Raw genomic sequence first — 26,135 nt, 5'->3', positions numbered from 1 at the left:
GGCACCGGGATGCCGTCCGGATAGAGCGCCTCCGGAGCCAGTTGGCAGGTATGCCGGACGTAGTGCTCGAGCCAGTCCGGGAACGCGCCGAACATGGGGCCATGCGGCGCCTGTTGCTCGGCCCAGACGAACTGCCCCGTGTCCTGGAAGCGGGCCCAGCCCAGCTCGTACGGGGCGCTGAGCGGGCCGGTGCCGGCTCAGCGCTGCCGGGCCAGGCGCAGCCGCCACAGCGTCAGAGGCAGGCCCACGCCGGTGGCGGCCACCAGCCACGGCCAGGCGCCCGCCTGTGCGAGCTGGGCGCGCACCGGGGCCGGAGTCTCCGCCACCAGCAGGAACGCGGCGGTGGCGAGCACGAACACGGCGAAGCCCTTGCGCAGCGAGGCCGGCGACACGAGTCCCGCGAGCCGCCCTCCCACGAAGCTGCCCGTCACCGCCGCCGTCAGCACCGCGCCGGTGAGGCCCCACGGGAGCTGCACGTGGCCCAGGTGTCCCACGAAGCCCGCGGCGCACTGGAGCGCGATGACCACCAGCGACGTAGCGGTGGCCACTGGCGTGGCCAGCCCCACCATCGCCAGCGCGGGGACGATGAGGAAGCCGCCCCCCGCGCCCACCAGTCCCGACAGCACGCCCACGGCCACGCCCTGTGCCATCACCCGAGCCACCGGGAGCGCCGGCTCCTCCGGAGCGGGCGTGTCCGCGGGGCGCGGAGGCGCCTCCTTGCGCCGCAGCATGGCCACCGCGGCGGCCACCATGACACCCGCGAAGAGCAGCAGCAGGACGGTGGGAGGAATGAGCGGGTTGATGCGCCCGCCGAGGAACGCGCCGGCCATGCCGCCCGCGCCGAACACGAACGCCGTGCGCCACCGCACCCGGCCCGCCCGCGCGTGGAGCACGGCGCCGGTGGTGCTGGTGACACCCACCACCACCAGGGACATGGCGATGGCCGTGCGAGGCTCCACTCCCAGCACGTACACCAGCAGCGGCACCGTGAGGATGGAGCCGCCGCCTCCGAGCAACCCCAGCAGCACTCCCACCAGCAGCGAGGCGGCGATACCCACGTACAGCATCAACGCGAACCTCCCGGCCGCGCGACGGCGAGCAAATCCCGGCACTCACGCAGCATGCGCTCGAAGCCCGCGGGGTCTCTCATCCCCGCCGGTGGCGCGCCCTGCAGCGCGTCCAGCAGCGCGGTGAGCGCCTCCCGCGAGGGGCCCTGGCCGTAGATGGGGGCCGGTGTCTCCGGCGCGACGGTGCGGTGCAGGCCCGCGAGCAGCTCGTCGAGCACCCGGCCCAGGGGGGGAGGGGCGCCCACGGACGGGCGCACCACGGGAAGGTCCGCGGTGTTCCACGCGAGCATGCCGCCACACAGGTTCATCACCCGCGTGAAGCCCAGGCCCAGGAGCTGCACGGCCGCCTTCGCCGAGCGTCCCCCGGAGCGGCACACCATCAGCAGGTCCGCGTCTCGCGGCCAGTCGGCGGCCGCCTCCTTCACGGTGGCCAGGGGCACGAGCCGGGCACCGTCGATGTGGCCGAGGATGCCGTCGAACTCGGACGGCTCACGCACGTCCACCAGCCGCAGGTGGGCCGTGGACTGTGCCGCGAGCTGCCGCACGTCCACGTCGCGGTAGCCGTCGGGGTGTGGGGTGGCGCTGTCGAAGAGGCTGTTCATGAGAGGCTTCTCCCGTCTGCATCCTCATGAGGAGCGGGCTGGGGGCATGGATGTGGCCGCGCGGCTCCCTCGGGTGGGAGCCGGGATGGGCCGCGGGGATTCAGGGCGGTGGGTCCGGCCGTCCGGTGCTTGTGACGCCGTTGCTTCAGGCCTGGGCCTGGGGAGGCTCCACGACCCGGCCGCAGGCCCGGTTGGCGGGCACGGCCACGTCCAGCCTCTTCGGCGGCGGAATCTGGCGGTTCTTCATGAAGGTGATGAACGCGTCCCGCGACTTGCCGGCCAGGCGCGGGTTGTGGCGCTTCTCCTCGCCGATGGTGGACATGGCGTGGCCGGCGTAGTCGTGGCCCGGGTACACCCCCGTCTCGTCCGGCAGGGTGAAGAGGTGGCCGGTGATGGAGTCGTAGAGCTGGCCCGGGTCGCCGTTCTGGAAGTCGGTGCGGCCGGTGGCGCGGATGAGCAGCGCGTCGCCCGTGAAGAGCCGTCCCTCGCACAGGAAGCTGAGGCTGTCGTCGGTGTGGCCCGGCGTCTCCAGCACCTTCACCTCCAGGCCGCCCAGGCGCACCACGTCGCCGTGGACCACCTTCCGGTCCACACACGGCGCGCCCTGCCCGGAGGCCACCACCGTGGCGCCCGTCTTCTCGCGCAGCACGCCCGCGCCGGTGATGTGGTCGGCGTGCACGTGCGTCTCCAGCACCAGCACCAGCTTCAGCCCCAGCTCGGAGACCAGCTTCAGGTCGCGCTCCACCTGCTCCAGCACCGGGTCGATGAGCGCCGCCTCGCGCGTGGCTTCATCCGCCAGGAGGTACGTGTAGGTAGAGGTCTCCGCGTCGAAGAGCTGCCGGAACAGCATGTCCACCTCAGGGAAGGTTCGTTTGCCTCAGGGCTATTGCCAACCGCGTGCCAGTCCATGGAGCCCAGGGCGGGGCGAGGTGCGGCACCGCCGCGTGCAACAGGTGAAACACCCGGTGAAACAGTGCAACGGCTCCTCGGAAGCGGGGTGTTTCTCCGGGGCGGGCCTCGCCAGGGCGTCGCGTGGCGGATGGCGGGCAGGCGTGGGCCTCACTCGCCGCCGTGCTCTCCCAGGTCGCGAAGGCGGCGCCACAGCGTCACGCGGCTGATGCCGAGCAGTCGCGCGGCCTCGGAGCGGTTGCCTCCCGCCTGGGCGAGCGCGGCGCGCACCTGCTGCGGGTCCAACGAGGCGTCCGGGCCGGCGTGCAGGGCGGGCGGGGGCGAGGCGCGGCGTGGCTCGGAGAACTCGGGAGGCAGGTCCGCCTCGCGCACCACCGGGCCCTCGCCGATGACGTAGGCGTACTCCATGACGTTGCGCAGCTCGCGCACGTTGCCCGGCCAGGTGTGGCCCTCCAGCAGCCGGCGGGCCCCGGGCGAGAAGCTCTCCACGCGCCGCGAGCCTCCGCGTTGCCGCAGCTCGTCCAGGAAGCGCATGGCCAGCGGCAGGATGTCCGCCTGACGCTCGCGCAGCGCGGGCAGGAAGATGGGCACCACGCGCAGCCGGTACATGAGGTCGGCGCGGAAGCGGCCGGCCTCCACCTCGCGCCGCAGGGCGCGGTGGGTGGCGGCGATGATGCGCACGTCCACGGGCACCGGCTCGCGGCCGCCCACGGGGATGACGGTGCGCGTCTCCAGCACGCGCAGCATCTTCGACTGGAGGTCCAGCGGCATCTCCGCCACTTCATCGAGGAAGAGCGAGCCCCGGTTCGCCAGGCGGAAGTGTCCCGGGCTGTCGCGCACCGCGCCGGTGAAGGCGCCGCGCACGTGGCCGAACAGCTCGCTCTCCAGCAGGTTGGGCGGGAGCGCCGCGCAGTTGATGGCCCGGAAGGGGCCCTTGCTGCGCGGGGACAGCGCATGCAGCGCGTGGGCGATGAGCTCCTTGCCGGTGCCGGACTCGCCGCGCACCAGGACGCTGGACTCGGTGCGGGCCACCTTCTCGACGATGCGGAAGATGCGCTTGAGCTCCGGGTCTCTCGTCCAGACGCCGTGGAACAGCTCGGCGCCGCCGCCGGTGTCGTGCGCGGCGTCGCCCGGGGTGACGAGCAGCGCCCAGCCCAGCACCTTCGCGCCCTCCGCCAGCGCCACGGCGCGCACCCGCACCTCGTGCACCCGGCCCCCCGCGCGCAGGCGGGCGGACGTCTCACGGCCCTCCGTCAGCAGGGACTCCAGCCGCTCGGCGCCGCCGTGCGGCACGAGCATCTCCGCCAGGGGCGTGCCCGCGCGGACGGTGCCGCCGAGCTGCGCCTCCAGGGCGGGTGTGAGCGCGGCCACCTGCCTCCCGCCGTCGACGAGGAGCACGGGGCCCGCGAGGGCGTCCAGAGCGGGCAACACGAGTCGGGATGTGGAAGGAGGGCGGGAGTGGGGCATCGGCGTGGCCGGGCGCGGGCATATCTAGCCCGGCCACGCGAAGCGGGTAAGGGCTCAGGCCCGCCCGCGTAGCATCAGTGACCAGTACAGGCGCGGCAGGCCGTACTTCTTCATCAGCCACATGTCGCGCCGCTCCTGGATGGTGTTGATGAGCGGGAAGCTGGGGGTGGGCTTGCCGTCGTAGTCGAACTCGGCGAGCAGCAGCTTTCCGTACCCGGTGGTGAGGGGACAGGACGCATAGCCGTCATACCGCGAGGGCGGCGGCTTGCCGGCCATGACGGCCAGGAGGTTGTCCACCAGCACCGGGGCCTGCTTGCGCACGGCGGCGCCGGTGCGGCTGGTGGGCAGGTCCGACGCGTCGCCCAGGGCGAAGACGTTGGGGAAGTCCGGGTGCTGGAGCGTGTACTTGTCCGCCTTCACCCAGCCGGCGCAGGCGCCCGCGTCCGCGCGCCAGGCCAGCGGGCTCTTCTTGATGAAGTCCGGAGCGCTCTGCGGCGGGGTGACGTGGAGCAGGTCGTATTGAATGGTGACGCGCTCCTTCTTCCCCTCGCGGGTGGCCTCGAAGGTGGCCTCGCGCTTGTCTCCGTCCACGGCGACGAGGTTGTGCTCGAAGCGCGTGTCGATGCCGTAGCGCTTCACCACGCCCTCCAGCACGTTGGCGAAGGGCTTCACGCCGAAGATGGCCTTGCCCGCCGAGCCGAAGATGACCTTCGAGCGGTCCAGGATGCCGGTGCGGCGGAAGTGGTCGGCGGCCAGGTACATGATTTTCTGCGGCGCGCCGGCGCACTTCACGGGGGTGGCCGGGTGGGTGAAGAGGGCCGTGCCTCCCTGGAAGCGCTGGATGAGCTGCCACGTCTTCGGGGCGAGCTGCATGTCGTAGTTGCTGCTGACGAACTCCGTCTTCAGGGCCTCGCGCAGGCCGGCGACCTTGTCCCAGTCGAGCTGGATGCCCGGCGCGACGACGAGGAAGTCGTAGCCGATGCGCAGGCCGCCGCGGGTGCGGACCTCCTTGCGGACGGGGTCCACCTCCTCGGCGGCGTCGTGAATCCACTTCACGCCGCGCGGGATGAGGTCGGCCTCTTCACGCACCGTCTCCTCGACGGTGGCCTCGCCCGCGCCCACCAGCGTCCACAGGGGCTGGTAGTAGTGGTGCTTCGAGGGCTCCAGGACGGCGACGTCCTTCTGACCCGAGCGGGCGAGCCGGGCGGCCACCGAGATGCCCGCCGTCCCGCCGCCGATGATGAGCACGCGGTGACGCTCATTGATGGGCGCCACCACCGGCATGGGCGTGGTCACCGGGTCCTGGCAGCCGCAATCCTCGGTCGTGTTCATGTGGGGTTGCTCCTTCGCGAAACGTGAAACACTGAAGGAGGCCGTTGCAGGGGGTGTGCCACGCTCGTCCCCAGGGGCCGGACCCTGGAGGATGGGCGACACGGTGTTGCGCGAGTGTTTCAGGGTGTTTCAGGAACGCCCGGTTGCTTCACGGCGGAGACGGGCGTGTTCCATCGTGGAGTCACGCTCGCCGGGCCGCCGGACCCGCGACGGCCCGGCCTGCTCGGGGCCGGGCCATCGCGGTGCACGGACGTCAGGGGGCTACCTGCCGAAGAGGCCGCGCAGGCGCTTCTTGGCCTCGTCCTCGGCCTTCTTCTTGGCCTCGGCCTCCAGCCGGGCCTTCTCCTCGGCGGCCTTGGCCTCCAGCTCCTTGCGCTTGGCCTCGGCCTCGGCGCGAGCCTTCTCCTCGCCGCCCTCGATGACGGACTGCACCTGCTTGCCGCGCTCGCCGCCAATCAGGCTGCCCGCGAGGGACGAGGCCGCCAGCTTCGCGAGGGTCGTCGCCGCCGGCTTCACGTCCACGCCCGTCACCTCGGGCTTCCACGCCTTGCCCGTCAGCTTCATGCCCACGGGAATCGGCTCTGGCGGCGTCACCTTGCCGAGCGTCAGCGTCTTGATGGTGGACGGCGTCAGCGTCACGCCGCCCGTCAGGTCCAGCGTGCCGTCCAGGCGGATGCCGCCGCTGAAGCTCATGGCCGCCTCGGGCCGCGTCCACGACAGGGGCCGCTCGAGCTGCGCCACGCCGTTCTTGATTTCCACGCCGAAGGGCAGGTTCTCACCCAGCGACGTCGTGCCACCGCTCTTGAGTGACTTCGCGGCGAAGGGCAGCGCCTTGGCGAGCGGCTCGGACACGGACGCCACCAGGTCCGTGCCCAGCAGCGCGCCGCCCAGGATGTTGCCGTTGATTGCGCCCAGCAGCGTCTGCTCGAGCTGGTCCGGCGTGTAGCCCACGCCCTTCACGTCCACATTCCCATTGAACTGGCCCGTCAGCACCTTCTGCGGAGTGAATTTCGTCAGGGCCTCGGCCATCTCCACGCCCTCCATCTTCACCTTCGCCTCGAAGGGGCGCTTCTCCGGCGGCGGGCCCAGGCGAATCGTCGTGCCGTCCGCCACCACCCTGCCGCCGTAGACGCCGGAGGAGAACTTCTCCACGGTGATGAGGTCGTCCGTCATCTTCACCACGCCCGTGACGTTCGTCAGGTCCATCTTCGTGTAGCGCAGCGAGTTGATGGCGAAGCGGATGTCGCCGCGGTAGCCGTTGAAGCGCGCCGGGTCCTCCGGCGGAGGCGCCGGCGGAGGCGTGCCACCGGTGCGCGCGGCCACTTCCTCCTCGCTCATCAGCAGCGCGTCCGCGTCCAGCCGCTGGCTCTTGATGTCCGCGGCGAACGTCGTCGTCTGCTTCTTGCCCTGGCCCGCCAGCGCGAAGGACGCGCTGCCCGCCACCGTGTCCTCGAGCAGGTTCGCGGTGAGCTTCGGGATGTCCACCTTCATGCCGGAGCCGCTCTTGCCCGGCGCGTAGGTGCCGGCGGCGCTCAACTGCATGCGCTGGCCGGGGGCCTTGTTCACGAGCAGGCCGGGACGCAGGTCCACGCCGTCCAGGTTGGCGTCGGCGGTGAAGCGCAGCGCGCCGCCGCTGGCCGCCGCGCCCGTGAGGCGCGAGGTGAGCTTCATGGGCGCCCCCGCGTCCTTGGAGAGCTGGTCCGGCACCCGCAGCCGCACCGGCGTCAGGTCCACGGCGATGTTGATGGCCTGGGCGTCCTGCGTGCCGCTGCCGCGCACCTCGAGGCCGATGGGGCCGGCAATCATGCCCTTGAGCTGCTTCTTCAGCGGCGGGTAGTACTCGGCGATGGCGGCCGGGTCGAGGTTCTTCCCGGTGAGCGCGAAGCCCTCCACCGCGGGTGTCTCCGTGAGGAGGCCCTTCACGCGGCCCTTGCCGGTGATGCTCGCCGGGCCCAGGTCCAGGTTGAGCTTGTCGAGCGCCAGGTCACCCGTGGCCATGTCGCCGGTGACGTCGGTGTCGAGCACCACGTCCAGCGCCTTGCCGCCCTCGGCGCCCGCGAAGCGCAGGCCGAGCGCCTTGATGACACCGGCCACGCGGGTGGGGCCCTTGCCGCCGGGCACCGCGCCGCCGAGGTCCGCCTGCCAGTCCGCGTCCAGCGTGCCCGCCCGCAGGCCGACTTCCGGCGAGAGGAAGGGGCCCAGGGGAGACAGGTCGATGCGGTCGGCCTCGAGCGTCACGCGCTCGGGCGTGGGGATGAGCGTGGGCGGCAGCGGCGCGGCGTGGAGCGCCATCTTGAGGTTCTGCTTCTCGGCGAGCACGGCGGCGGCCAGGTCGACGACGAGCGGCTTGCCGGCGCGCAGGTCCTTCACCTCGATGTCCAGGTCCTTCACGGCCAGCTCGCGGGCCTGCTGCCCGCCCGAGCGGTCCACGAAGCGGATGGTGCCGTCGGTGAGGGCGGCGCGCTCGACGTGGACGCCGGAGAGGTCGGTGGGGGGCTGCTCCTCCTCGGGCTTCTCCTCCTTCGGCTGCTGCTCCTCCAGGCGCTTCATGAGGCGCTGCACGTTGGTGGTGCCGTCGGGGAAGCGGACGACGTTGACGGTGAGGCCGGAGACCTCGGCGTTCTTCACCTGGATGTCCTTGCCGCGCGAGGACAGCAGGGGGCCGGCGGCGACGCGGATGTCGAGCGAGGACATCTGCGCGAGGGGGAGCTCCTCGCCCTCGGCGGGGCCGACGGTGACGTTTTCGACTTCGACGCCGAGGGTGGGGAAGAGCCTGGTGGAGATGTCGCCAATCTCGATGGGCCGGCCCAGCTTCTGCGAGTACGTGGCCGCCTGGTCCTGGGCCGTCTTCAGCAGGATGGCGTCCAGGCGCCAGAGGGCCACGGCCACGACGATGACGAGGAGCGCGAGGACGCCACCGAGCACATAGGGCCAGCGGCGCTTCTTCTTCACGACGGTGTTGGACATCGCTTGGTACCTCCTCCAGCGGGCAGGCCCCGGGCGTCGGCTCGGCGCGGGACCTTGGGAGCCAGCAGACGCTTAGCTCAGCCTCGGTCCGCCCGCACGTCCCAGACGCGGGGGGCTGCCTCGGGGCAGCAGAAAGTCATTCATCGCTCTGGACGGCGCCGGCCCGGGGAAATGCACGGTGGAGTGCATTCGGGGGACGCACGGCTGCTCGGGGAGCGGGAAGAATGGGGGCGCCGGCCGGCCCTCATGGCGCCCCCTGCCACCCGGCAGGCCGTGGATTCGTGTACGGCGGGGGCGGGTGGGAAGGGGGCGGGGCTCGCGTGCGCCCGGGGGGCACGGCCGCTCACGGGGCTTCAGGCGGGCTGGGGGCGGGCCTGGAGCGTCCTGACTCCAGTCCCGCGGTTCCTTGCCTTTGAGGTGGTGCTATAGGCAGCGCCAGTTGCAGTACGGCGCGCCGTTGGGCTGAGTGCAGCAGATCTGGTTCGTCTGGGGGCAGGTCCCGTTGATGCAGGGCTCGCGGCAAAGTCCCTCGCCCGTGTTGGTCGAGAACCAGGCGCAGACCGTGTCGCCGGGGCAGTAGCCTGTTTCGATTTCGCAGGCGAGCCCCTGACGGGTGCTCTCGAGCGTGTCGCCCGCTTCGATGTCACTACCACCGCAAGCCGTCAGGCCGATGGCACTCAGGGCCACAACACAGAGAAGTCGCAACATGGGAGCCTCCAGGGGGCAGGGGGAAAGCGCCGCATCGTACAGGAAGAGCGGGAGAGAGCCGTAATTCCGTCCCTGGAGCGACCAGCGGCGCGCGGAGTCTCTGGGGGCGGATTACACCTCCGTGAACGTCGCCCCAGTGGCCCTCACGCGCTCCAGGGCTCGCTTGATGTCTTCGGAGATGATGAGGGCGATGTCCCAGCCCCAGGTGCGAAACACCCTGGCATCACCCACCTTCGTCGGGTCGATGCGCAGCCCGATGACGGACTTGTATTCGCCGACCCGCTCCGGTTGCCCATCCTCCGGCTGCCAGTGGAGGACCTCTTCGGATGAGTCATCATCGATGCCGCGGATGAGCTTCGTGGCCACCAGGATGAGGTACTGGTCCGGTTGACCCTGCACGTCTACCGGGATGAGCTGCACGTCGTCGGGCGCCAGCTCCGCGAAGAGGGACGCCAGCCGGACGTGGACGATGGGCGCGGCGCCGAGCCCCGCCGTGCAGAACTCCAACCGCCTTCCAGGCGCTTCGACAGGTATTGTCAGGCGGCCCTCGACGTGGACGGGCCGCCCCTCCCTGAAGACATAAGGGTCGTCTACCTCCTGGCCCCGTTCGTCCAGGGGGTCTCCCAAAGCCCAGTTTCCGACCTGCTTGTCCTCTTTGAGCCTGAAGTAGCGCTTGGGCATGGTGGAACTGTTCGTTCTCCCCTACCTGCTCCTGGTCGCGAGCTTGTGGAGTTCCGACTCCTGCGTTGAGACTCCCCTCGTAGCGGCGGATTACACTTCCGTGAACGTCGCCCCCGTGGTCTTCGCGCGCTCCAGGGCCGTCTTGATGTCTTCGGAGACGATGATGGCGAGGTTCCAGCCCCAGGTGCGGAATACCCTGGCATCCCCCACCTTCGTCGGGTCGATGCGCATGCCCTTCACGGATTTATAGTCACCGACGCGCTCTGGCTGCCCATGCTCGGGCTCCCAGTAGCGCACCTCCTCGGACGCCTTGTCGTCGATGCAGCGGATGAGTTTCGTGGCTACCAGGATGAGGTACTGGTCTGGTTGACCCTGCACGTCTACCGGGATGAGCTGCACGTCGTCCGGAGCCAGTTCCGCGAAGATGGAAGCCACCCGGACATGGACGATGGGCGTCACGCCGACGCCCGCAGTGCAGAAGTCCAACCGCTTTCCAGGCTCTTCAATGGGGATTGTCAGGCGCCCCTCGACTCGAACAGGTCGCCCCGCCCTGAAGACATAAGGGTCGTCTACCTCCTTGCCCCGTTCGTCCAAAGGGTCTCCCAGGAACCAGTACCCAGACTGAACGTTCTCCTTGAGCCTGAAGTAGCGCACTTTCGGCATATGGGCGCCCTCTCTACCTCACCTCACTTGCTCCGAGTTACCAGCTTGTTGAGCTTCGTGCCCTTCGTGGCGACCTCCTTCGCAAGCCGCCCGAGTTCGGCAGTGAGCAACTCGCGGCACGCCACCACGGTACGGCACGTCGCTGTCGCATCGTTGAGTCTCTCGAAGACCTCCTCGTGATATTCCCGCGGGTGAGGCCCCTTGTGGCCTGGAACATCCACGATGTTCTCAGGGTCCTTCAGCTCCATCCCGGCTCTCTTGAAGATGACCTTGAACCTCGGCGTCCAGGGGCCGCCTCTTGCGGAGGAGACGCTGTTCTTGTCCGTGGCGAGGTGATGGCCCCGGCGCCTGACCCGTAAGCTCCCGCCGCTCATTCCCCTGTCAGCCATGGCCAGCGCATTGGGCGCGAGCGCCAGGGTGAAGCCCTCGGCCGTCATGGCCACCGACTCCACGCCGCTCACCGCCGCGTACTGGAAGCCCGCCTGCGACTCCACGGCGAGCGCGGCCTGCGCCGAGCCGGGCAGCCTCGCCGACTTCGCCGCCAGGCCCGCCGTGTTCCCAATCGCGGCCGTGGCCAGCATGACGAAGATGCGGGCCGCGTTCTCTCCGAGGACTTCGCCGTACGCCTCCCCCGCCGCGCTGAGCTGCTCGAAGGTGGTGGCCCGGTCCACCTCACGCACCAGCGTCAGCCACCCGTCCAGCAGGCGCTACATGGTGTCCACGCCGAGGTACGCGATGGCCACGGCCGTCAGGGTGGCGGCCACGCCCTTGCTCACCGGCTCGGGGAGCGACCAGAGCAGCAGGTACATGGTCACCGAGGCGGTGAGGGTGGCGCGCAGTGCGACGGGGTCCGCCATGTCCTCCAGGGCCTCGGCCGTCTCCTCCCACACCGAGTCCATGGCGATGGCCATGGCCAGCGCGTACTTGCCGTCACTGGCCAGCAGTGGGCCTTCGTCCAGGAGGCGCAGGCAGTCGCCGGGCTGGTCCTTGCGTGCGCACCACTGGCCATAGGCGCGCGTCAGCTCCTCGTCCGCGTAGGACTCCAGCAGGTGCGGACCCTCCGCATCCTCCGGGCCCTGGGGGACAAGCCGCCGTCCGCGGCCCTCGTACCAGTACACTCCACCGCGTTCCGGGACGCCGAAGAGCTCCCGCGCCTCCCGCATCGGGTTGCGGAAGGGCCGCACGTCTCGGGCCAGCTCCACCAGCGCTTCCTCGAACTCCTCATCTTCGAGTTCCGCCTCCTCCAACTCCGCCCCCTCTTCCTCGCGCGGGGTGAGGACGAAGGACTCGTCGCCGGTATCCAGGCGCACGACGCGAGTCGTTGAACAACCGGAGCCGACCAGCAACAACCAGAGGGAGAGGGCCCAACGCAGTGTCATGGAGGTTCCCCGGCGTGAGCGTCCGTTGATGGACGGGACTCAAACCGGTGATACCCGAAAGGGCTGACAGTCCAGGTTGGGTGCTGGCTCGCGGTCTTGCCTCCCAGGCAGCGGCCCGCCTCGGTGGCGGTGAGGTGGGAGCCCCGCTGTCAGTCGGAAATCCCGGACAGGTTTGCGGTAGAAACGCGCCTGTCCCTCGGGGCGCGTGATGTGCGCGGCGTGGGGCGGGTGTGCCCCCCGGTGGGGGGCGCGATGAGCACGGAGCGTTGGGTGGCGGGTGCCGCGAGGCGCCCGCGGGCCCGGGACAAGGCATGAGCACTGGAACGAGCAGCGCGCGGGAACTCAAGCAGTTCAAGGACTTCGGCGGCCTGGCGAGCTTCATCTGGTCCGTCGCGGACCTGCTCCGGGGGGACTACAAGCCCCACGACTACGGGAAGGTCATCCTCCCCTTCACCGTGCTGCGGCGGCTCGACTGCGTGCTGGAGCCCACGAAGGCGAAGGTGCTGGCGCGGTACGAGGCCATGAAGGGCGGCCAGGTGAAGAACCTGGACCCGGTCCTCAACCGCATCACCGGCGTGTCCTTCCACAACGTCTCGAAGTACGACTTCGAGAAGCTCAAGGGCGACCCGGGCCACATCGCGGCCAACCTGCGCAACTACATCAAGGGCTTCAGTGAGAACGCCCGCGAGGTGCTGGAGCGGTTCGGCTTCGAGGCGCAGCTCTCCAAGCTGGCGGAGGCGGACCTGCTCTACCAGCTCGTGGTGAAGTTCGCGGACGTGGACCTGCACCCGGAGAGCGTGCCCAACCACGTCATGGGCAGCGCCTTCGAGGAGCTCATCCGGCGCTTCGCCGAGCAGTCCAACGAGACGGCCGGAGAGCACTTCACCCCGCGCGAGGTGGTGAAGCTGATGGTGGCCATCCTCTTCAACGAGGACTCGGCGCTCCTCACGAAGCCCGGCATCGTCAAGACGATGCTGGACCCGGCGTGCGGCACCGGAGGCATGTTGTCCGTGGCCGAGGAGTACGTGCGCAAGCTCAACCCCGGTGCCAGCCTGGAGGTCTTCGGCCAGGAGCTCAACGACGAGACCTACGCCATCTGCCGCGCCGACATGATGATGAAGGGGCAGAAGGCGGAGAACATCCAGCGCGGCAACTCCTTCAGCGAAGACGGGCACGAGGGCTCGCGCTTCGACTACCTCATCGCCAACCCGCCCTTCGGCGTGGAGTGGAAGAAGGTGGAGAAGGCGGTGCGGGACGAGCACGAGAAGCGGGGCCATGCCGGCCGCTTCGGCGCGGGCCTGCCTCGCATCAACGACGGCAGCTTCCTCTTCCTCCAGCACATGCTGGCGAAGATGAAGCCCGTGGACGGCAGGACGGGAGAGGGCGGGAGCCGCGTCGCCATCGTCTTCAACGGCTCGCCCCTGTTCACCGGGGACGCGGGCAGCGGGGAGAGTGAGATTCGCCGGTGGATTCTGGAGAACGACTGGCTGGAGGCCATCATCGCCCTGCCGGACCAGCTCTTCTTCAACACCGGCATCTCCACCTACGTCTGGGTGCTCTCCAACCGGAAGCGCAAGGAGCGCCGGGGCAAGGTGCAGCTCATCAACGCCGCCGACTTCTTCGTGAAGATGCGCAAGTCGCTCGGCGAGAAGCGCAAGGAGCTGTCCGAGGCGCAGATTGCGCAGGTGGTGCGGCTCTACGGTGACTTCCAGGAGGGGCCCCACTGCAAGGTGTTCGACGCGGAGGACTTCGGCTACCGCCGTATCACCGTGGAGCGCCCGCTGCGGCTGTCGTTCCAGGTGTCGCCGGAGCGGCTGGAGCGGTTGAAGGCGGAGCGGGCCTTCGCGGGGCTCGCCGAGTCGAAGAAGAAGGGCGCCGCGGGGGCGCGGGAGGCCGAGGACGGCCGCGAGCTCCAGGAGGCCATTCTCAAGGCGCTGCGCTCGCTGGAGGGGGCGCGGATGTGGAAGAGCCGGGCCGCGTTCGAGGACGAGCTGGACGGCGCGATGAAGCTGGCGGGGCTCAAGCTCCCGGCGCTGCTCCGCAAGGCGGTGCTCTCCGCCCTCTCCGAGCGGGACGAGACGGCGGAGGTGTGCCTGGACGCGAAGGGACAGCCCGAGCCGGACGCGGAGCTTCGGGACTCCGAGAACGTGCCGCTCAAGGAGGATGTCCACGCGTACTTCGAGCGGGAGGTGAGGCCCCATGTCCCGGATGCGTGGGTGGATGAGTCGAAGACGAAGGTGGGGTACGAGATTCCCTTCACCCGGCACTTCTACAAGTACCAGCCGCTGCGGCCCCTGGCGGATATCGAGGCTGAGATTCTCGGGTTGGAGCGGGAGATTCAAGGGATGCTTCAGGAGGTGTTTCGGTGAGCGCACCGAACCTGGAGGAGTTGCCATCGTGGGCAGCCAGATTGCCAGCCGGGTGGAAGGTCCTTCCGATGCGCCGCATCCTGCGACGGGTCGAGCAGGGGTGGAGCCCGGTTGCCCAGGACCGCACCGCCTCCCCTGACGAGTGGGCTGTCATCAAGCTGAGTGCGGTGTGCGATGGCTCATTTGTTGCCGATGAGAACAAGGCCCTTGATGCAGCCACGGCCCCGGAGCCCCGATTTGAAATTCGCGAGGGCGACGTCCTGTTGACGCGTGCGAACACGCCGGACCTTGTCGGCGATGCTTGCTTCGTTAGAGCCACTCGCCCTCGGTTGATGCTCAGCGACCTTGTCTACCGATTGGAGGTTGATCGCTTGCGCGTGGATCCAGCCTACTTTGTTTACTGGCTCCGCAGTGCGCCTGGACGTGCGCAGATACGTGCGGATGCCCGAGGCTCCAGTCAGTCAATGGTGAAGGTGAGTCAATCGCACATAGGTGCTTGGCTCGTTGCGCTCCCGCCGTTAATGGCTCAGCGTCAGATTTCCGCTGCTCTCGACCGCAAGATCTCTGCCATTGACGAGCTCATCAAGAAGAAAGAGCGGCTGCTTGAACTAATCCAGGAAATGCAGCAATCCGCCACGACTCAGGCGGTAACAAGGGGGCTCAACCCCGAAGTTCCAGCGAAAGATTCAGGTGTTGAGTGGATCGGTGTGATTCCGAGGCATTGGACGACAATGAAAGTGCGTCACCTTTGCTCGTTGACAACGGGGGGGCGTGATACGCAAGACGCAGAGGATGGTGGGGTGTACCCATTCTTTGTCCGTTCAGACAATGTGGAGCGGATTAATTCGTATTCATTCGAGGGAGAGGGTGTTCTCACGTCTGGCGATGGGGCTGGGGTGGGGAGGATATTTCATCATTACATTGGGAGGCTTGAGTTTCATCAGCGAGTGTATCTTTACTATGGATTTAAGGGGGTGCTTGGTCGTTTCTTCTTCTATTACCTTCGCGAGCAGCTAGCGAAGGTGGTGCTCGCCGGCAATGCGAAGTCGACTGTTGATTCCCTGCGGCGGCCGATGCTTCTAGATTTTCCAATCACGGTTCCGCCTGTTGAAGAACAGCGAGAGATCGTTCGCTGGCTTGATGGCTTTGTCTTCAGTGTGTCTCAGTTGCGGAACAGGCTGCTGCGCCAGTTGGAACTCTTGCGTGAATGCCGTGAGGCTGTCATCACCGCAGCGGTAACTGGCCAGCTCGACATCCAAGCAGCGGAGGCCGCCTGATGTCCGTGCACACCGAGCGCGCCTTCGAGGACGCCATCGAGCACCACCTCCTCCAGCATGGCTGGCTCAAGGGCAACCCAAGCGCATTCGACCGCACCCTCGCCCTCGATACCGCGCACCTCTTCGCCTTCTTCCAGGCAACGCAGCCCGCGCTCTGGAACGAGCTGCGCACCCAGCACGGCGCCTCGCTGGAGCCCGCCGTCACCGACGCGCTGGTGAAGGCGCTCGACACGCAGGGCGCGCTCGACGTCATCCGTCACGGCTTCAAGTTCTACGGCAAGCGGCTGGAGGTCGCGGCCTTCCAGCCCGTGAGCGGCCTCAACGAGGACACCCTCGCGCGCTACCGCGCCAACCGCCTCGTCGTCACCCGGCAGGTGCGTCCCAACCCGGACTCCGAGGAGTCCGTGGACATGGTGCTCTTCCTCAACGGCCTGCCCGTGGCCACGCTGGAGCTGAAGAACCCGCTCACCGGCCAGACGGTGGAGCATGCCATCCACCAGTACAAGCAGCGCGACTGGCGGCTGCCGCTCTTCAGCTTCAAGAAGCGCACCCTCGTCCACTTCGCCGTGGACACCGAGTTGGTCGCCATGACGACGCGGCTCGCGGGCAAGGACACCCTCTTCCTGCCCTTCAACCGGGGCCTCAATGGCGGCCGGGGCAACCCGTCGCACCCCTCCGGCCACCGCACCGCGTACCTCTGGGAAGAGGTGCTCGCGCCGGACTCCTTCATGGACCTGCTGGCCCGCTTCCTCCACCTCTCCGTGGAGGAGAGGGAGGTGGGCGGCAAGAAGGTGAAGAAGGAGTCCCTCATCTTCCCGCGCTACCACCAGCTCGACGCCGTGCGGAGGCTGGAGTCCGCCGCGCGTGAGGGCGCCGGCAAGCCCCAGGCCTTCCTCATCCAGCACTCCGCCGGCAGCGGCAAGAGCAACTCCATCGCCTGGCTGGCCCACCGCCTCGCGTCCCTCCACGGCGCGGGAGACACCCGGGTGTTCGACTCGGTGGTGGTCATCACCGACCGCAAGGTGCTCGACAAGCAGCTCCAGGACACCATCTACCAGTTCGAGCACAAGCGCGGCGTCGTGGAGCGCATCGAAGAGGACTCCGCCCAGCTCGCGGACGCGCTGAAGAGGGGCGTCTCCATCATCATCACCACCCTCCAGAAGTTCCCCTACGTCACGGAGAAGGTGGGCCAGCTCCCGGAGCGCCGCTACGCCATCATCGTGGACGAGGCCCACTCCTCGCAGACGGGCGAGGCGGCCCGCAACCTCAAGGCGACGCTCGCCCCGAAGTCACCGGGCGAGCCCGAGCCGGAGGACGCCGAGGAGGAGACGTACGAGGACCGCATCGTCCAGGTGATGCGGAGCCGGGGGCGGCAGAAGAACCTCTCCTTCTTCGCCTTCACCGCCACCCCCAAGGCGAAGACGCTGGAGGTGTTCGGCACGAAGGGGCCCGACGGCAAGCCCGCGCCCTTCCTCCTGTACTCCATGCGGCAGGCCATCGAGGAGGGCTTCATCCTCGACGTGCTGAAGGGCTACACGACCTACAAGACCTACTACCGGCTGGTGAAGAAGGGCGAGGAGGACCCGAAGGTGAGCGCGAAGCAGGCCGCCATCCAGCTCGCGCGCTTCGCGGCCCTCCATCCGCACAACCTCGCGCAGAAGGCGGAGGTCATCGTCGAGCACTTCCGCCACAAGGTGCGCCACCGCATCGGCGGCAGGGCGAAGGCCATGGTGGTGACGAGCAGCCGCCTGCACGCCGTCCGCTACAAGCAGGCCTTCGACGCGTACCTCAAGGACAAGGGCTACACCGACGTGGGCGTCCTGGTGGCCTTCTCCGGCGAGGTGGTGGACCCGGACCTCCCCTCCGTCACCTTCACCGAGGTGGGGATGAACCGCGGCATCCGGGAGAAGGAGCTGCCCGAGCGTTTTGACTCGGACGAGTTCCAGGTGCTCCTGGTGGCCAACAAGTACCAGACGGGCTTCGACCAGCCGCTGCTGCACACCCTGTACGTGGACAAGCGGCTGTCGGGCGTGCAGGCCGTCCAGACGCTCTCGCGCCTCAACCGCACGCACCCCGGCAAGGAGGACACCTTCGTCCTCGACTTCGTCAACGACGCCGAGGACATCCAGCACGCCTTCCAGCCCTTCTACGAGCAGACGACGGTGGCCGAGGCCGCCGACCCGCAGCAGCTCTACACGCTCCAGCACGAGCTGGACGCGCTGGGCGTCTACTGGCGCGAGGAGGTGGAGGCGTTCGCCCGGGTGTTCTACGCGCCGAAGAGCAAGCGGGCGATGGGCGACCATGCGGAGCTCTACCGCTACCTCCAGCCCGCGGTGGACCGCTTCCGGGGGCTGCCCGAGGAGCAGCAGGAGCGCTTCCGCAACGGCCTGTCCGGGTACGTGCGCCTCTACGGCTTCCTCTCCCAGGTGATGCCCTTCGCGGACATGGACCTGGAGAAGCTCTATGCCTTCGGCCGCGCGCTGGAGCTGAAGCTCCCGAGGGCGGAGCGGGGCGGCGCGCTGGAGCTGGATGATGAGGTGGCGCTGGCCTGGTACCGGCTGGACAGGCTCGGCACGCAGGACCTCGTCCTCATGGCGGGCGAGCCGCCCGTGGGCCTCAAGGGGCTGACGGACGTGGGCACCCGGCGGGCCGAGGACAAGGAGGTGCCGCTCTCCGAGCTCATCCAGGTGTTGAACGAGCGCTTCGGCACGGACTTCAAGGAGGCGGACCGGCTCTTCTTCGAGGAGGTGGTGTCCCAGGCGAAGGAGGACCCCGAGGTGCGCCTGCGCGCCGAGGCCAACGCCTTCGACAACTTCGCCATCTCCATGCGGCAGAAGGTGGAGGCGGCGATGGTGGACCGGATGGAGCGCAACGAGGGCATTGTCAGCCGCTTCCTCAACGACCCGGAGTTCCAGGAGCTGCTCTCACGGGAAATCGCGCGGCGCATCTACCGCGAGCTTCGGCCCCCGGCGTAGCTCCGGCGAGGGCCGAGACGGTGATGGGGGCGGGAGAGGCACGCGGACAGGGGGCGGGGAGGGCTTGCCCGAATCCCCGTACCCTGGTGCGGTCCTTTCTCTATGTCTATGTCTCGCGCGATTCTTCCTGGGCGGATGAGCCCGTTACGCGCTCGAAAGACACCCCCAAGGAACCCACGCTTTCGAGCGCGTCCTTGATATCCTCTGAGACAATGAGCGCGGTCGTGAACCTCTTCGGCCTGAAGACACGTGCGCCGTCGGTCTTCGCCGGGTCGACTCGCAAGCCGTAGATCCAGCGATACGCGCCTCTGCGCTCAGGATAAGGGTCGTCCTGGTCGTAGCGGTGTACCTCCTCACAGTTCGCTTCATCAATGCAGTCGGCGGCCTTGACTGCATTGACAATGAAGAACGGCGCTGATTCGCCCTCCACCGTTACCGGAAAGAGTTGCACATCATCAGGGGCAAGCCTCCTGAAGACGTTCGCGACTGCTTCGCTGACGATGGGGACTCGCTCTATCCCAGCGAACATGAAGGTGCGCCTTACACCCTGATTCCTGACTGGAGCCTTGATGGGCCCAGGGTCTGGAAGCAGGCGCCCTTCTCCGAACATCCACGGCTCCTCGAACTTCCCTCCCGAGGCCGGTACAGGAGTCGTGATGTACCACTGGGGCACATCAGCGGTGTCCACCCAATAGAAATGATGTTCCACCTCAGTCCCCCATCTTCACGATGTAACTCCGCAACCTTGAGCCCGGTGTCAGGAGCTCACTGGCAATCCTCGCGAGCTCGTTTACCAGCTCGGCTCGACAGTCTTCGGTCGTCTTGCATCGCTGGACGGCCTCTCGCAGGCGGCCTGTCACTGCTTGGTGGTATCGCTCGGGATGAGGGCCTTCGTGTCCCTTGAGCCGCACTTTGTTTGCAACGTCCTCAAGGCTCATGCCTGCCTTCTCGAAGATTTCCTCGCATATGGGCGTCCAGGGGCCGCCAGACGCAGCGGATACGGTGTTCTTGTTGGTGCAGATGTGGTGAACCGGGCCCTCCGCGTCGCCCGGGATTTGCCCGTTTGAATACATTGCCACGGCTGCAACGGCTCCTGGGGCGAGCGCGACGTTGAGCACGCCAGCGGCGGGCAACGAGATTGAACTCACCTCACCCGCCAGGGCCGCCTCGAGCTGGAAGCCACCTTCAGCCCGCGCGCGGAAAGCGGCCTGCGGGAAGCCCGGGAGTCTGGGACCTTGGGCAGCCATCGCGCTATTCCCGCCAAGTGCCGTCGTGACGACCAGCACCAGGACTCGCGTCCCGTTCGTTCCCAGCACTCGCCCGAACCGGTGGCCGATGTCCTGCAACTCAACGACGTTCGTGGCCTTCTCGGCTTCGTCCCACAGCCGGACGAATCCACGCCCCATCTCCCAGACCGGAATCACGCCGAGGTACGCCACCAGGGCCGCGCTCAATGCAACGGCAATCACCTTGGTGACGGGTTCGGGTAGGGTCATCATCACGAGAGCGCTCAGGGCAGCCGACGCGACCAGCGCCTTGAGCGCTACGGGATTCAGCATCTTGCCGAGTGCATCCTCGACGCCCTCCCAGACGGTATCGAGCGCGAACGACAAGGCCAGTAGCGTCCGCTCCTTCGCCCCGAACGGCATCCCCGTCCCACCCATCAGGGGCAAGCAGGAGTCCGGCTCGGGGCAGATGCGCGAGTACAACGCCTCCGGGGAGCGCTCTGCGCGGCCCGCCCCCAGGTCGACCATCCCCTTCGAGGACGCGAGCAGAGTCCTGGACCGCGCCCACCCCCGCCGGTCTTCCTCGTCGGTCTCGCGGAGGACCACATCCAGCCGCATGCCGAGGACGAGTTGAGTGAGGGCTGCCTTGAACTCGTCCTCGCTCACCTCCACCGGAGCGACGTCCACAGGCTTGTAGGTGACTGGCTCACCATGCCCGGTATCCAGATGGACAACACGGGTGGTTGCGCACCCCGCCGCTAGAAGCAGTAGCCCTATTGCTCCGACTGTCCTCATGGCCCCGGCCCTTTCAAGCTCTGCAAACGGTAGGTGTTCACCGGCTCAGGCATCGCTCAAGGCCGCCTGAGCTGGCCCCACGACGGCCACCTCTCTCCATGGTGCATGGGGGCTGGACGGAGCGCCAGCCTCCCGCGCCAGGCGTGGACCTGGCAGGCCTCGCGGAACCGCGCACGGTTGGGCAGGCAAAGCGCGTTTGGGGCGCGCGGTATTCATGGCGCCGGTTTCGGAGCAGGTGCGGCAGAGGGTGATGGTGGGGGCGTCTCGGGCGCGGACGGAGGTTGCGTGTTGTCCGCAGGGGATGGAGCACCACGTAGTAGAGGCCCGGCGTGGGGCCCGTGAAGACGGCGGCATCCAAGCCCTGCTCCGGGCTGGCGCAGCCCTGGAACAGGTCCGGAAACGGGTTCGTCTTCACCAGTTCGCGGACCGCGCCCGCCGCGGCGAACGCGGCCCCAGCTTCCATGGGTTGGCCCACGAGCCGGGCCGAGTCCTCGGTGAGCTACTCCACCTTGCAATTCCAGGTCGGAGCGGGTGTGGCGCACCCGGAGAGCACGACGGCCAGCCCTGTCAGCGCAAACGCCTTGTACATTTCACGCTCCCGCCCCCGCTGTGATGGCTCTTCATCGTTGAATCGCGAGGATGCGCCAGTTCCGCGTGTCGATGGCATAGAGCGCGCCCATGTCGTAGGGCACCGCTCGTTCCCCACATGCGCCAGGCTCAAGAACGATGCTGACCAGGATGACGGCACCCTCGTATGGCGCTGCGTACACGCCATACGACTCACGACGGTACAGGCATTCCCAACCTGGCCGCTCGGAGGCGGGAGGCTTCTTGTCCCAAGGATAGAAGTCCTCCATCGCGAGCTGGATTGCGCGCGCCATGTCACCCGGGATGGCTCGAAGTCCCTCTTCAGGAATGCCCGTCACCGGGAACTCGAAGCGGGCCGCTTCCTCCGGCGGGGCATGGACGGGCCGAGGTGGCCGGTGGAAAAGCGCACATGCTGGAAGAACCACGAATGCGAGAGGAAGCCATCGCGCCATGTCATCTCCTGCTCAGCCCTATCGGCATCGGCGGAGGACTGAACGCTGGGCCAGGGCTCCCGAGCCCATACATGGCAACAGCCGCGCCCAGCCCATCAATGCGCGCTTGCACTCGTGCCAGAACACCCCAGGCCGCAACGCTCCAAGCGCGGCCGGCCTACCGGTGTCACCTTCCACCTCGCGCATCGTGAGCTGGAGGTTCCCTTCCAGGGGCCGGTGTCATGCGCGCCAGTCCAGGTGCCCGGTTCATCTCCCTTCACCCTATGTGGGACCGCACAGGGAGACAACATCGCTCCAGGCCCCATCGTGGGGGCCCCGGATGAGGTGTGCTTGTACCCGCGCGACTCGTTCGACGTGATGGTTGCTCCAAGCTCGGGAGGCGTGGTCTTCGGCCATGAAGCCCGCCCTCCCGGTACCCCCCGAGCGTGCCCCAGCGCCCCACCAGCCAGGAAACGCGGCTCCCTTCGTATACCCCCCTGAACGCCCGGGGAGCGCCGGTCGCCAGGGGCGGCCGGAATATGTCGGCTCCGGAGCGTTCGTCATGGGTGCGGAGATTGCGAATCACGACTTCGGTGCGCGAGCGGCCTCCGGGTCACCAGGGGACTGCCGTCATGAGCCTGAACCTTCAACGTCTCACGACCCTTCTCTCCGGGCTCGCGATGCACGACGCGCCGCGCTCGCGGCAGGAGTTGGAGGAGCTCACGGCCGACGCGCTGCCGACCGTGTCCCTGGCGGGGCCCATCGCCAACGCGCTGCTGTGTCACCACATGGCGGGCCTGGAAGACGTCGTGCTGCTCGACATCGGTCCCGGCTCGGGGCGGCAGTGGGTGGACCTGGTGCGGCAGCTCGGGGCGCGCGAGGACCGGCCCCGCAGGCTCACGGTGGTGGCCGTGGAGCCGGATGCCGTGAGCCTCCGGGCCGCGGAGCACAACCTGCTGGAGGCCTCGCAGGCGTACGGGCTGGAGGCCCACGTCATGCCCTTCCACGCACTGGTGGAGGAGCTCGACCCGTCGTTCTGGGCCCTCGTGGCCTCGCTGCCAGGGACGCTGCTGGTGCACGCGGCCTTCGCCCTTCACCACGTCCAGGGAGTCGCGATGGGGGAGGAGCGGAGGGACGGCGTGCTGCGCCGGCTGAGGATGCTGGAGCCGAAGGCGCTGGTGCTCGTCGAGCCCAGCTCGGACCACCAGGTCGCGGACCTGGAGCGGCGCTTCCACAACGGCTGGCGCTTCTACGGGCAGACGTTCCACCTCGTGGACCAGCTCCCCCTGGCTCCTGCGGACAAGGACGCCATCAAGACGTTCCTCGCGCGCGAGCTCGAGGGACTCCTCGCCGACTCCGAGGGCCGGTACTCCAAGCGGTACGAGCACGTGAGCGGCTGGTGTCGGCGGCTGGAGCGGGCAGGTTTCGCGCCGGCGGCCATCCCCGGCTCGCTGGACCTGGGCGCTCACCCGTGGGTGCAACCGCAACGTCATCCGGGATACGTGGGCCTCGACTATCGCGGAGAGACACTGGTGGCCGTGCTGTGCGCCACCCCGGTGGCACGGCGCTCTCCAGGGTGAGGTGAATGAAGGGTGGCGGACGTCCGCGTCCGTCGCGCGCGCTTGCGCCTTCCCGAACCGCACCTCCGTGCAGACACTGCGGGCCTCTCATGCCCCGAGCCCCCGTGCGCTTCCGTTCCGCCCTCGTCCTGCTGGCCTGTGTCTCCGCCTGCGCCGCCCCTCGCACGTTGGGGGGCACGCCGGAGTCTCCCGTGGCCCCTGTCCCCGCCGCCGCGAAGAGTGAGGCATATGACCGCCTCGTCCGCGAGTACCTCGACTGGTTCACCGCGGCGAACCCCACCCGGGCCACGCGGCTCGGGTTCCACATGCATGACGCCCACCTGCCGGACGTCTCCGCCGAGGCACTGGGCCGCAAGGCCGAGGCCCTCCGTGGCTGGCTCACGCGCCTGGAACAACTGGACCGCGGCGCGCTCAACGGAGACGCCGCCGTCGACCTCCACGTGCTGGAGAACGCCATCCGCGCGGAGCTCGCGGAGCTGGAGGACGAGCGCCCCTGGGAGCGGAACCCGGCCTGGTACGTGGGGCTCATCTCCGGCGGGCTGGCCAGCCTCTCCTCGCGTGAGTTCGCTCCCGTGGACGAGCGGATGCGCTCCCTGCGCTCCCGCATGGCGCGAATCCCCGAGGTGCTCGACGCGGCGAAGGCCAACCTGAAGGGCGTGCCGAAGCTGTGGGCCCAGCTCGCCGTGCGGGATGCTCGCGGCACCGTGGCCTACCTTCGCACGGACCTGCCCCAGGCACTGGAGGCCCAGGGCTTCTCGCGCGTGGACGCCGCCGAGCGCGACGCCTTCACCCAGGCCCGCGAGGAGGCCGCGCTGAAGGTGGAAGGCTTTGTCACCTGGCTGGAGGAGGAGCTGCTGCCCAGGGCCGACGGCGACTTCCGCCTGGGCCGTGAGCGCTTCGAAAAGAAGCTCGCGCTGGAGGAGCACGTGACGCTGAGCGCGGACCAGCTCCGCGACATCAACGAGCGGGCCATCCGCGAGTACAAGGCCTGGGTGGCGCGCGAGGCCGCGAAGGTGGACCCGAAGGCCACGCCGGAGCAGGTGATGGCGGCCCTGGTGAAGGACCACCCCAAGGCGGAGGAGCTGATTCCCACCGCCCGCGCGCAGCTCGTGGAGCTGCAGCGCTTCGTGCGCGAGCGGAACATCCTGACGCTGCCGTCCGATTTGCTGCCCACCGTGCGCGAGGCGCCGCCGTACGCGCGGCTGGGCTTCGCGTCCATGGACACCCCCGGCCCGTTCGAGACGAAGGCGACCGAGGCCTACTACAACATCACCCCCGTGGAGCCGGGCTGGACGCGGGAGCAGAAGGCGCAGCACCTGACGTACTTCAACCGCGCCGGCCTGCTGGGCATCACCGTGCACGAGGCGATTCCCGGCCACTTCGTGCAGCTGCTCTACGGGGCCCGCATCCCCACGGACGTGCGCAAGGTCTTCACCCCCGCGTCACTCGTGGAGGGCTGGGCGCACTACACCGAGCAGATGATGGTGGACGAGGGCCTGGGCAACGGCGACCCCCGCGTGCGGCTGGGGCAGCTCCGCCGGGCCTTGCAGCGCCACGCGCGCTGGTACGCCGCGCTGGCGTTGCACGTCTACGGCGAGCCGCTGGAGTCCGTGGCGAAGCGCTACGCGGAGATTGCGTACTTCGAGCCCTTCCCCGCGCTGCGCGAGGTGGAGCGGGGCACGTCCGACCCGACGTACCTCTACTATGCGCTCGGGCGCATGCAGATTCTCAAGCTGCGTGACGACTACCGCCGCCACCTGGAGTCGCGCGGAGAGACCTTCGTGCTGAAGGACTTCCACGACCGCTTCCTGCAGCTCGGCCTGCCCGTGTCGCTCGCGCGCGGAGTCCTCATTCCGGGGGACACCGCGCCCTCGCTGGAGTGAGCGGGACTACAGCTCGATGACCTCGGGCTTCTCCTCCGCGGGCCCCGGCGCCCGCGAGGTGAGGTCCTGGATGATGAAGCCCGAGGGCGCGTGGATGGCGGACCCATGGTTCGGGTCGAGGTACAAACGCACGGGCCTGGAGAGCCCCTCGTACGTCACCTCGAAGGACTCCACTCCGGTGCCGCGGTCCGGTTCGAGGCGGCGCCACGCCACGTGCTGGCCCTCCGGCCCGCGCAGCGATTCGAAGAAGGCCATGATGCCCCGGTCTCCCCAGCCCACGCGCACCGGGTCCCCTGGGTGGAAGCCATAGGCATCCCGTCCCGGCTTCGACGGGCCCTGCACGAGGCCGCGCGCCTCGCGGCCCGGGGACAGGGACTTGCTGGATGAGGCACACGCCGCCAGGAGCAACAGCCCCACGCAGGCCACACGAAGCGGGAACATTCGACCCTCCACCCTCACCATCGACCTGCCGTCCAAGCTGCTGCCGCCCCCCGGTTCGCGCACCCCGCCCCACCTCCGGCCGTTCGCCGGATGACACCCACGGTGCCGGCGCGCGCGCCCTCCAAATCCTGGCATTCCAGACGGGGCCTGGATTCTCCGGACGCGCAGGTCCTTTCAGTGCGAGCCGATGTCAGGGTTCACGACGCTTGCGGACCGCTGGGGGTCCATGTGCATGTCTGCATTTGACAGGAGAAGGACTCGCGGCCAGCGTTGACGGGTGCGTGTCGACCTCGTCATGCAAGGGCTTGCGCCCGCTCCCGTGCCGCGGCCCGGGCCCGCCTGCCTTCGCGCCTCATGGTGGCTTGGAGTGTGGGGGCTGGCCCTGGCGTTGGGGCTGGGGCCCGCGTGCACTCCGCGCAAGGACAACGAGTGCGCCGAGGTGCAGGCCCGCGTGCTGGGGGAGATTCGCGTCGTGGATGGCTTCCACGACCATCTCCATGACGGGGAGGCCATCACCCGTCACGCGCGCCGGCTGCGCGCCGTGAGCGCCGAACTGCGCGCCCTGGACATCCGGGATGCCCGGCTCAAGGACGCCGTGGAGGACTACTGCACCAGCATCGACCACCTCGCGAATGCCTGGGCCCAGCTCGCCGACGCGGGAGTCGATGTCAGTGTCCCGGCGAGCGCCCCGGTGTCGCTCCACGAGGTGCTCGCCGCGCATACCGCCGTGATGAACGGCGCTCGCACCGCCATCTCCGACGCCTGCGGCACCCGGTGACGGTGCCACCGGGAGCT

19 protein-coding genes and 1 pseudogene are annotated in these 26,135 nt (G+C 68.7%); 6 read left to right on the top strand and 14 right to left on the bottom strand.

The features are described from left to right. Positions 1-197 precede the first annotated feature (197 nt). The 10 genes and pseudogenes from K8638_RS34830 to K8638_RS34785 all read right to left on the bottom strand — a co-directional run bounded on the left by K8638_RS34830 (position 198) and on the right by K8638_RS34785 (position 11,775). Positions 198-1,067 carry a sulfite exporter TauE/SafE family protein gene (locus K8638_RS34830; protein ID WP_223759018.1) on the bottom strand — a complete coding sequence of 290 codons (870 nt, stop codon included), beginning with the start codon at positions 1,065-1,067 and terminating at the stop codon, positions 198-200. After that, positions 1,067-1,669 carry a rhodanese-like domain-containing protein gene (locus K8638_RS34825; RefSeq protein WP_223759017.1) on the bottom strand — a complete coding sequence of 201 codons (603 nt, stop codon included), beginning with the start codon at positions 1,667-1,669 and terminating at the stop codon, positions 1,067-1,069. The genes K8638_RS34830 and K8638_RS34825 overlap by 1 nt, the downstream gene beginning before the upstream one ends. 145 nt (positions 1,670-1,814) lie before the next feature. Next, positions 1,815-2,519 carry an MBL fold metallo-hydrolase gene (locus K8638_RS34820; protein ID WP_223759016.1) on the bottom strand — a complete coding sequence of 235 codons (705 nt, stop codon included), beginning with the start codon at positions 2,517-2,519 and terminating at the stop codon, positions 1,815-1,817. 209 nt (positions 2,520-2,728) lie between these two features. Further along, on the bottom strand, positions 2,729-4,045 hold the full coding sequence (locus K8638_RS34815) for a sigma-54-dependent Fis family transcriptional regulator (RefSeq protein WP_223759015.1): 1,317 nt from the start codon (positions 4,043-4,045) through the stop codon (positions 2,729-2,731). 54 nt (positions 4,046-4,099) lie between these two features. Further along, complete coding sequence (locus K8638_RS34810; protein WP_223759014.1) at positions 4,100-5,377, bottom strand: FAD/NAD(P)-binding oxidoreductase; 1,278 nt, start codon at positions 5,375-5,377, stop codon at positions 4,100-4,102. Between the two features lie 261 nt (positions 5,378-5,638). Beyond that, positions 5,639-8,344, bottom strand: coding sequence for an AsmA family protein (locus K8638_RS34805; protein WP_223759013.1), 2,706 nt, complete (start codon positions 8,342-8,344; stop codon positions 5,639-5,641). A gap of 423 nt (positions 8,345-8,767) precedes the next feature. Then, positions 8,768-9,052: a hypothetical protein gene (locus K8638_RS34800; RefSeq protein ID WP_223759012.1), complete on the bottom strand. Its 285-nt coding sequence runs from the start codon at positions 9,050-9,052 to the stop codon at positions 8,768-8,770. A 111-nt stretch (positions 9,053-9,163) separates the two neighbouring features. Continuing rightward, positions 9,164-9,733, bottom strand: a complete 570-nt coding sequence (locus tag K8638_RS34795; RefSeq protein WP_223759011.1) for an imm11 family protein — start codon at positions 9,731-9,733, stop codon at positions 9,164-9,166. 90 nt (positions 9,734-9,823) lie between these two features. Then, entirely contained in the window at positions 9,824-10,396 is a 573-nt protein-coding gene (locus tag K8638_RS34790) for an imm11 family protein (RefSeq protein ID WP_223759010.1), read from the bottom strand. Between the two features lie 23 nt (positions 10,397-10,419). Then, positions 10,420-11,775: pseudogene (locus K8638_RS34785) on the bottom strand (AHH domain-containing protein). Between the two features lie 311 nt (positions 11,776-12,086). On the opposite strand from K8638_RS34785, the gene K8638_RS34780 reads away from it, so the two are divergent. The 3 genes from K8638_RS34780 to K8638_RS34770 are packed head-to-tail and all read left to right on the top strand — an operon-like array spanning position 12,087 to position 18,396. Next, positions 12,087-14,144 carry a class I SAM-dependent DNA methyltransferase gene (locus K8638_RS34780; RefSeq protein ID WP_223759009.1) on the top strand — a complete coding sequence of 686 codons (2,058 nt, stop codon included), beginning with the start codon at positions 12,087-12,089 and terminating at the stop codon, positions 14,142-14,144. Continuing rightward, a complete protein-coding gene (locus K8638_RS45400; protein ID WP_223759008.1) occupies positions 14,141-15,421 on the top strand; it encodes a restriction endonuclease subunit S in 1,281 nt (426 codons plus the stop codon). The genes K8638_RS34780 and K8638_RS45400 overlap by 4 nt, the downstream gene beginning before the upstream one ends. Next, a complete protein-coding gene (locus K8638_RS34770) occupies positions 15,421-18,396 on the top strand; it encodes a type I restriction endonuclease subunit R (RefSeq protein ID WP_223759007.1) in 2,976 nt (991 codons plus the stop codon). The genes K8638_RS45400 and K8638_RS34770 overlap by 1 nt, the downstream gene beginning before the upstream one ends. Positions 18,397-18,502: 106 nt before the next feature. Here K8638_RS34770 and K8638_RS34765 read toward each other — a convergent pair whose 3' ends face one another. The 3 genes from K8638_RS34765 to K8638_RS34755 form a co-directional block, all read right to left on the bottom strand. Beyond that, entirely contained in the window at positions 18,503-19,084 is a 582-nt protein-coding gene (locus K8638_RS34765) for an imm11 family protein (protein WP_223759006.1), read from the bottom strand. 22 nt (positions 19,085-19,106) lie between these two features. Continuing rightward, a complete protein-coding gene (locus K8638_RS34760) occupies positions 19,107-20,417 on the bottom strand; it encodes an AHH domain-containing protein (RefSeq protein ID WP_223759005.1) in 1,311 nt (436 codons plus the stop codon). Positions 20,418-21,037: 620 nt separating this feature from the next. Further along, positions 21,038-21,457 (bottom strand): hypothetical protein, encoded by a 420-nt coding sequence (locus tag K8638_RS34755; RefSeq protein ID WP_223759004.1) that lies wholly within the window; start codon positions 21,455-21,457, stop codon positions 21,038-21,040. A gap of 611 nt (positions 21,458-22,068) precedes the next feature. On the opposite strand from K8638_RS34755, the gene K8638_RS34750 reads away from it, so the two are divergent. Further along, entirely contained in the window at positions 22,069-23,016 is a 948-nt protein-coding gene (locus K8638_RS34750; protein WP_223759003.1) for a GRAS family protein, read from the top strand. Between the two features lie 104 nt (positions 23,017-23,120). Next, positions 23,121-24,899, top strand: coding sequence for a DUF885 domain-containing protein (locus K8638_RS34745; protein ID WP_223759002.1), 1,779 nt, complete (start codon positions 23,121-23,123; stop codon positions 24,897-24,899). Positions 24,900-24,905: 6 nt separating this feature from the next. On the opposite strand, the gene K8638_RS34740 is transcribed toward K8638_RS34745, so the two are convergent. After that, a complete protein-coding gene (locus K8638_RS34740; protein WP_223759001.1) occupies positions 24,906-25,340 on the bottom strand; it encodes a fibril protein in 435 nt (144 codons plus the stop codon). Between the two features lie 367 nt (positions 25,341-25,707). Between K8638_RS34740 and K8638_RS34735 the strand changes: the two genes are divergently transcribed. Further along, the gene (locus K8638_RS34735; protein WP_223759000.1) at positions 25,708-26,118 is read left to right on the top strand and encodes a hypothetical protein; all 411 of its coding nucleotides are present in this window, start codon (positions 25,708-25,710) and stop codon (positions 26,116-26,118) included. Positions 26,119-26,135 lie beyond the last annotated feature (17 nt).

The sequence above is a fragment of the Myxococcus sp. RHSTA-1-4 genome, from assembly GCF_020037125.1.
Classification (GTDB): Bacteria; Myxococcota; Myxococcia; order Myxococcales; family Myxococcaceae; genus Myxococcus.
This window is presented reverse-complemented; position numbering and strand designations above follow the sequence as displayed.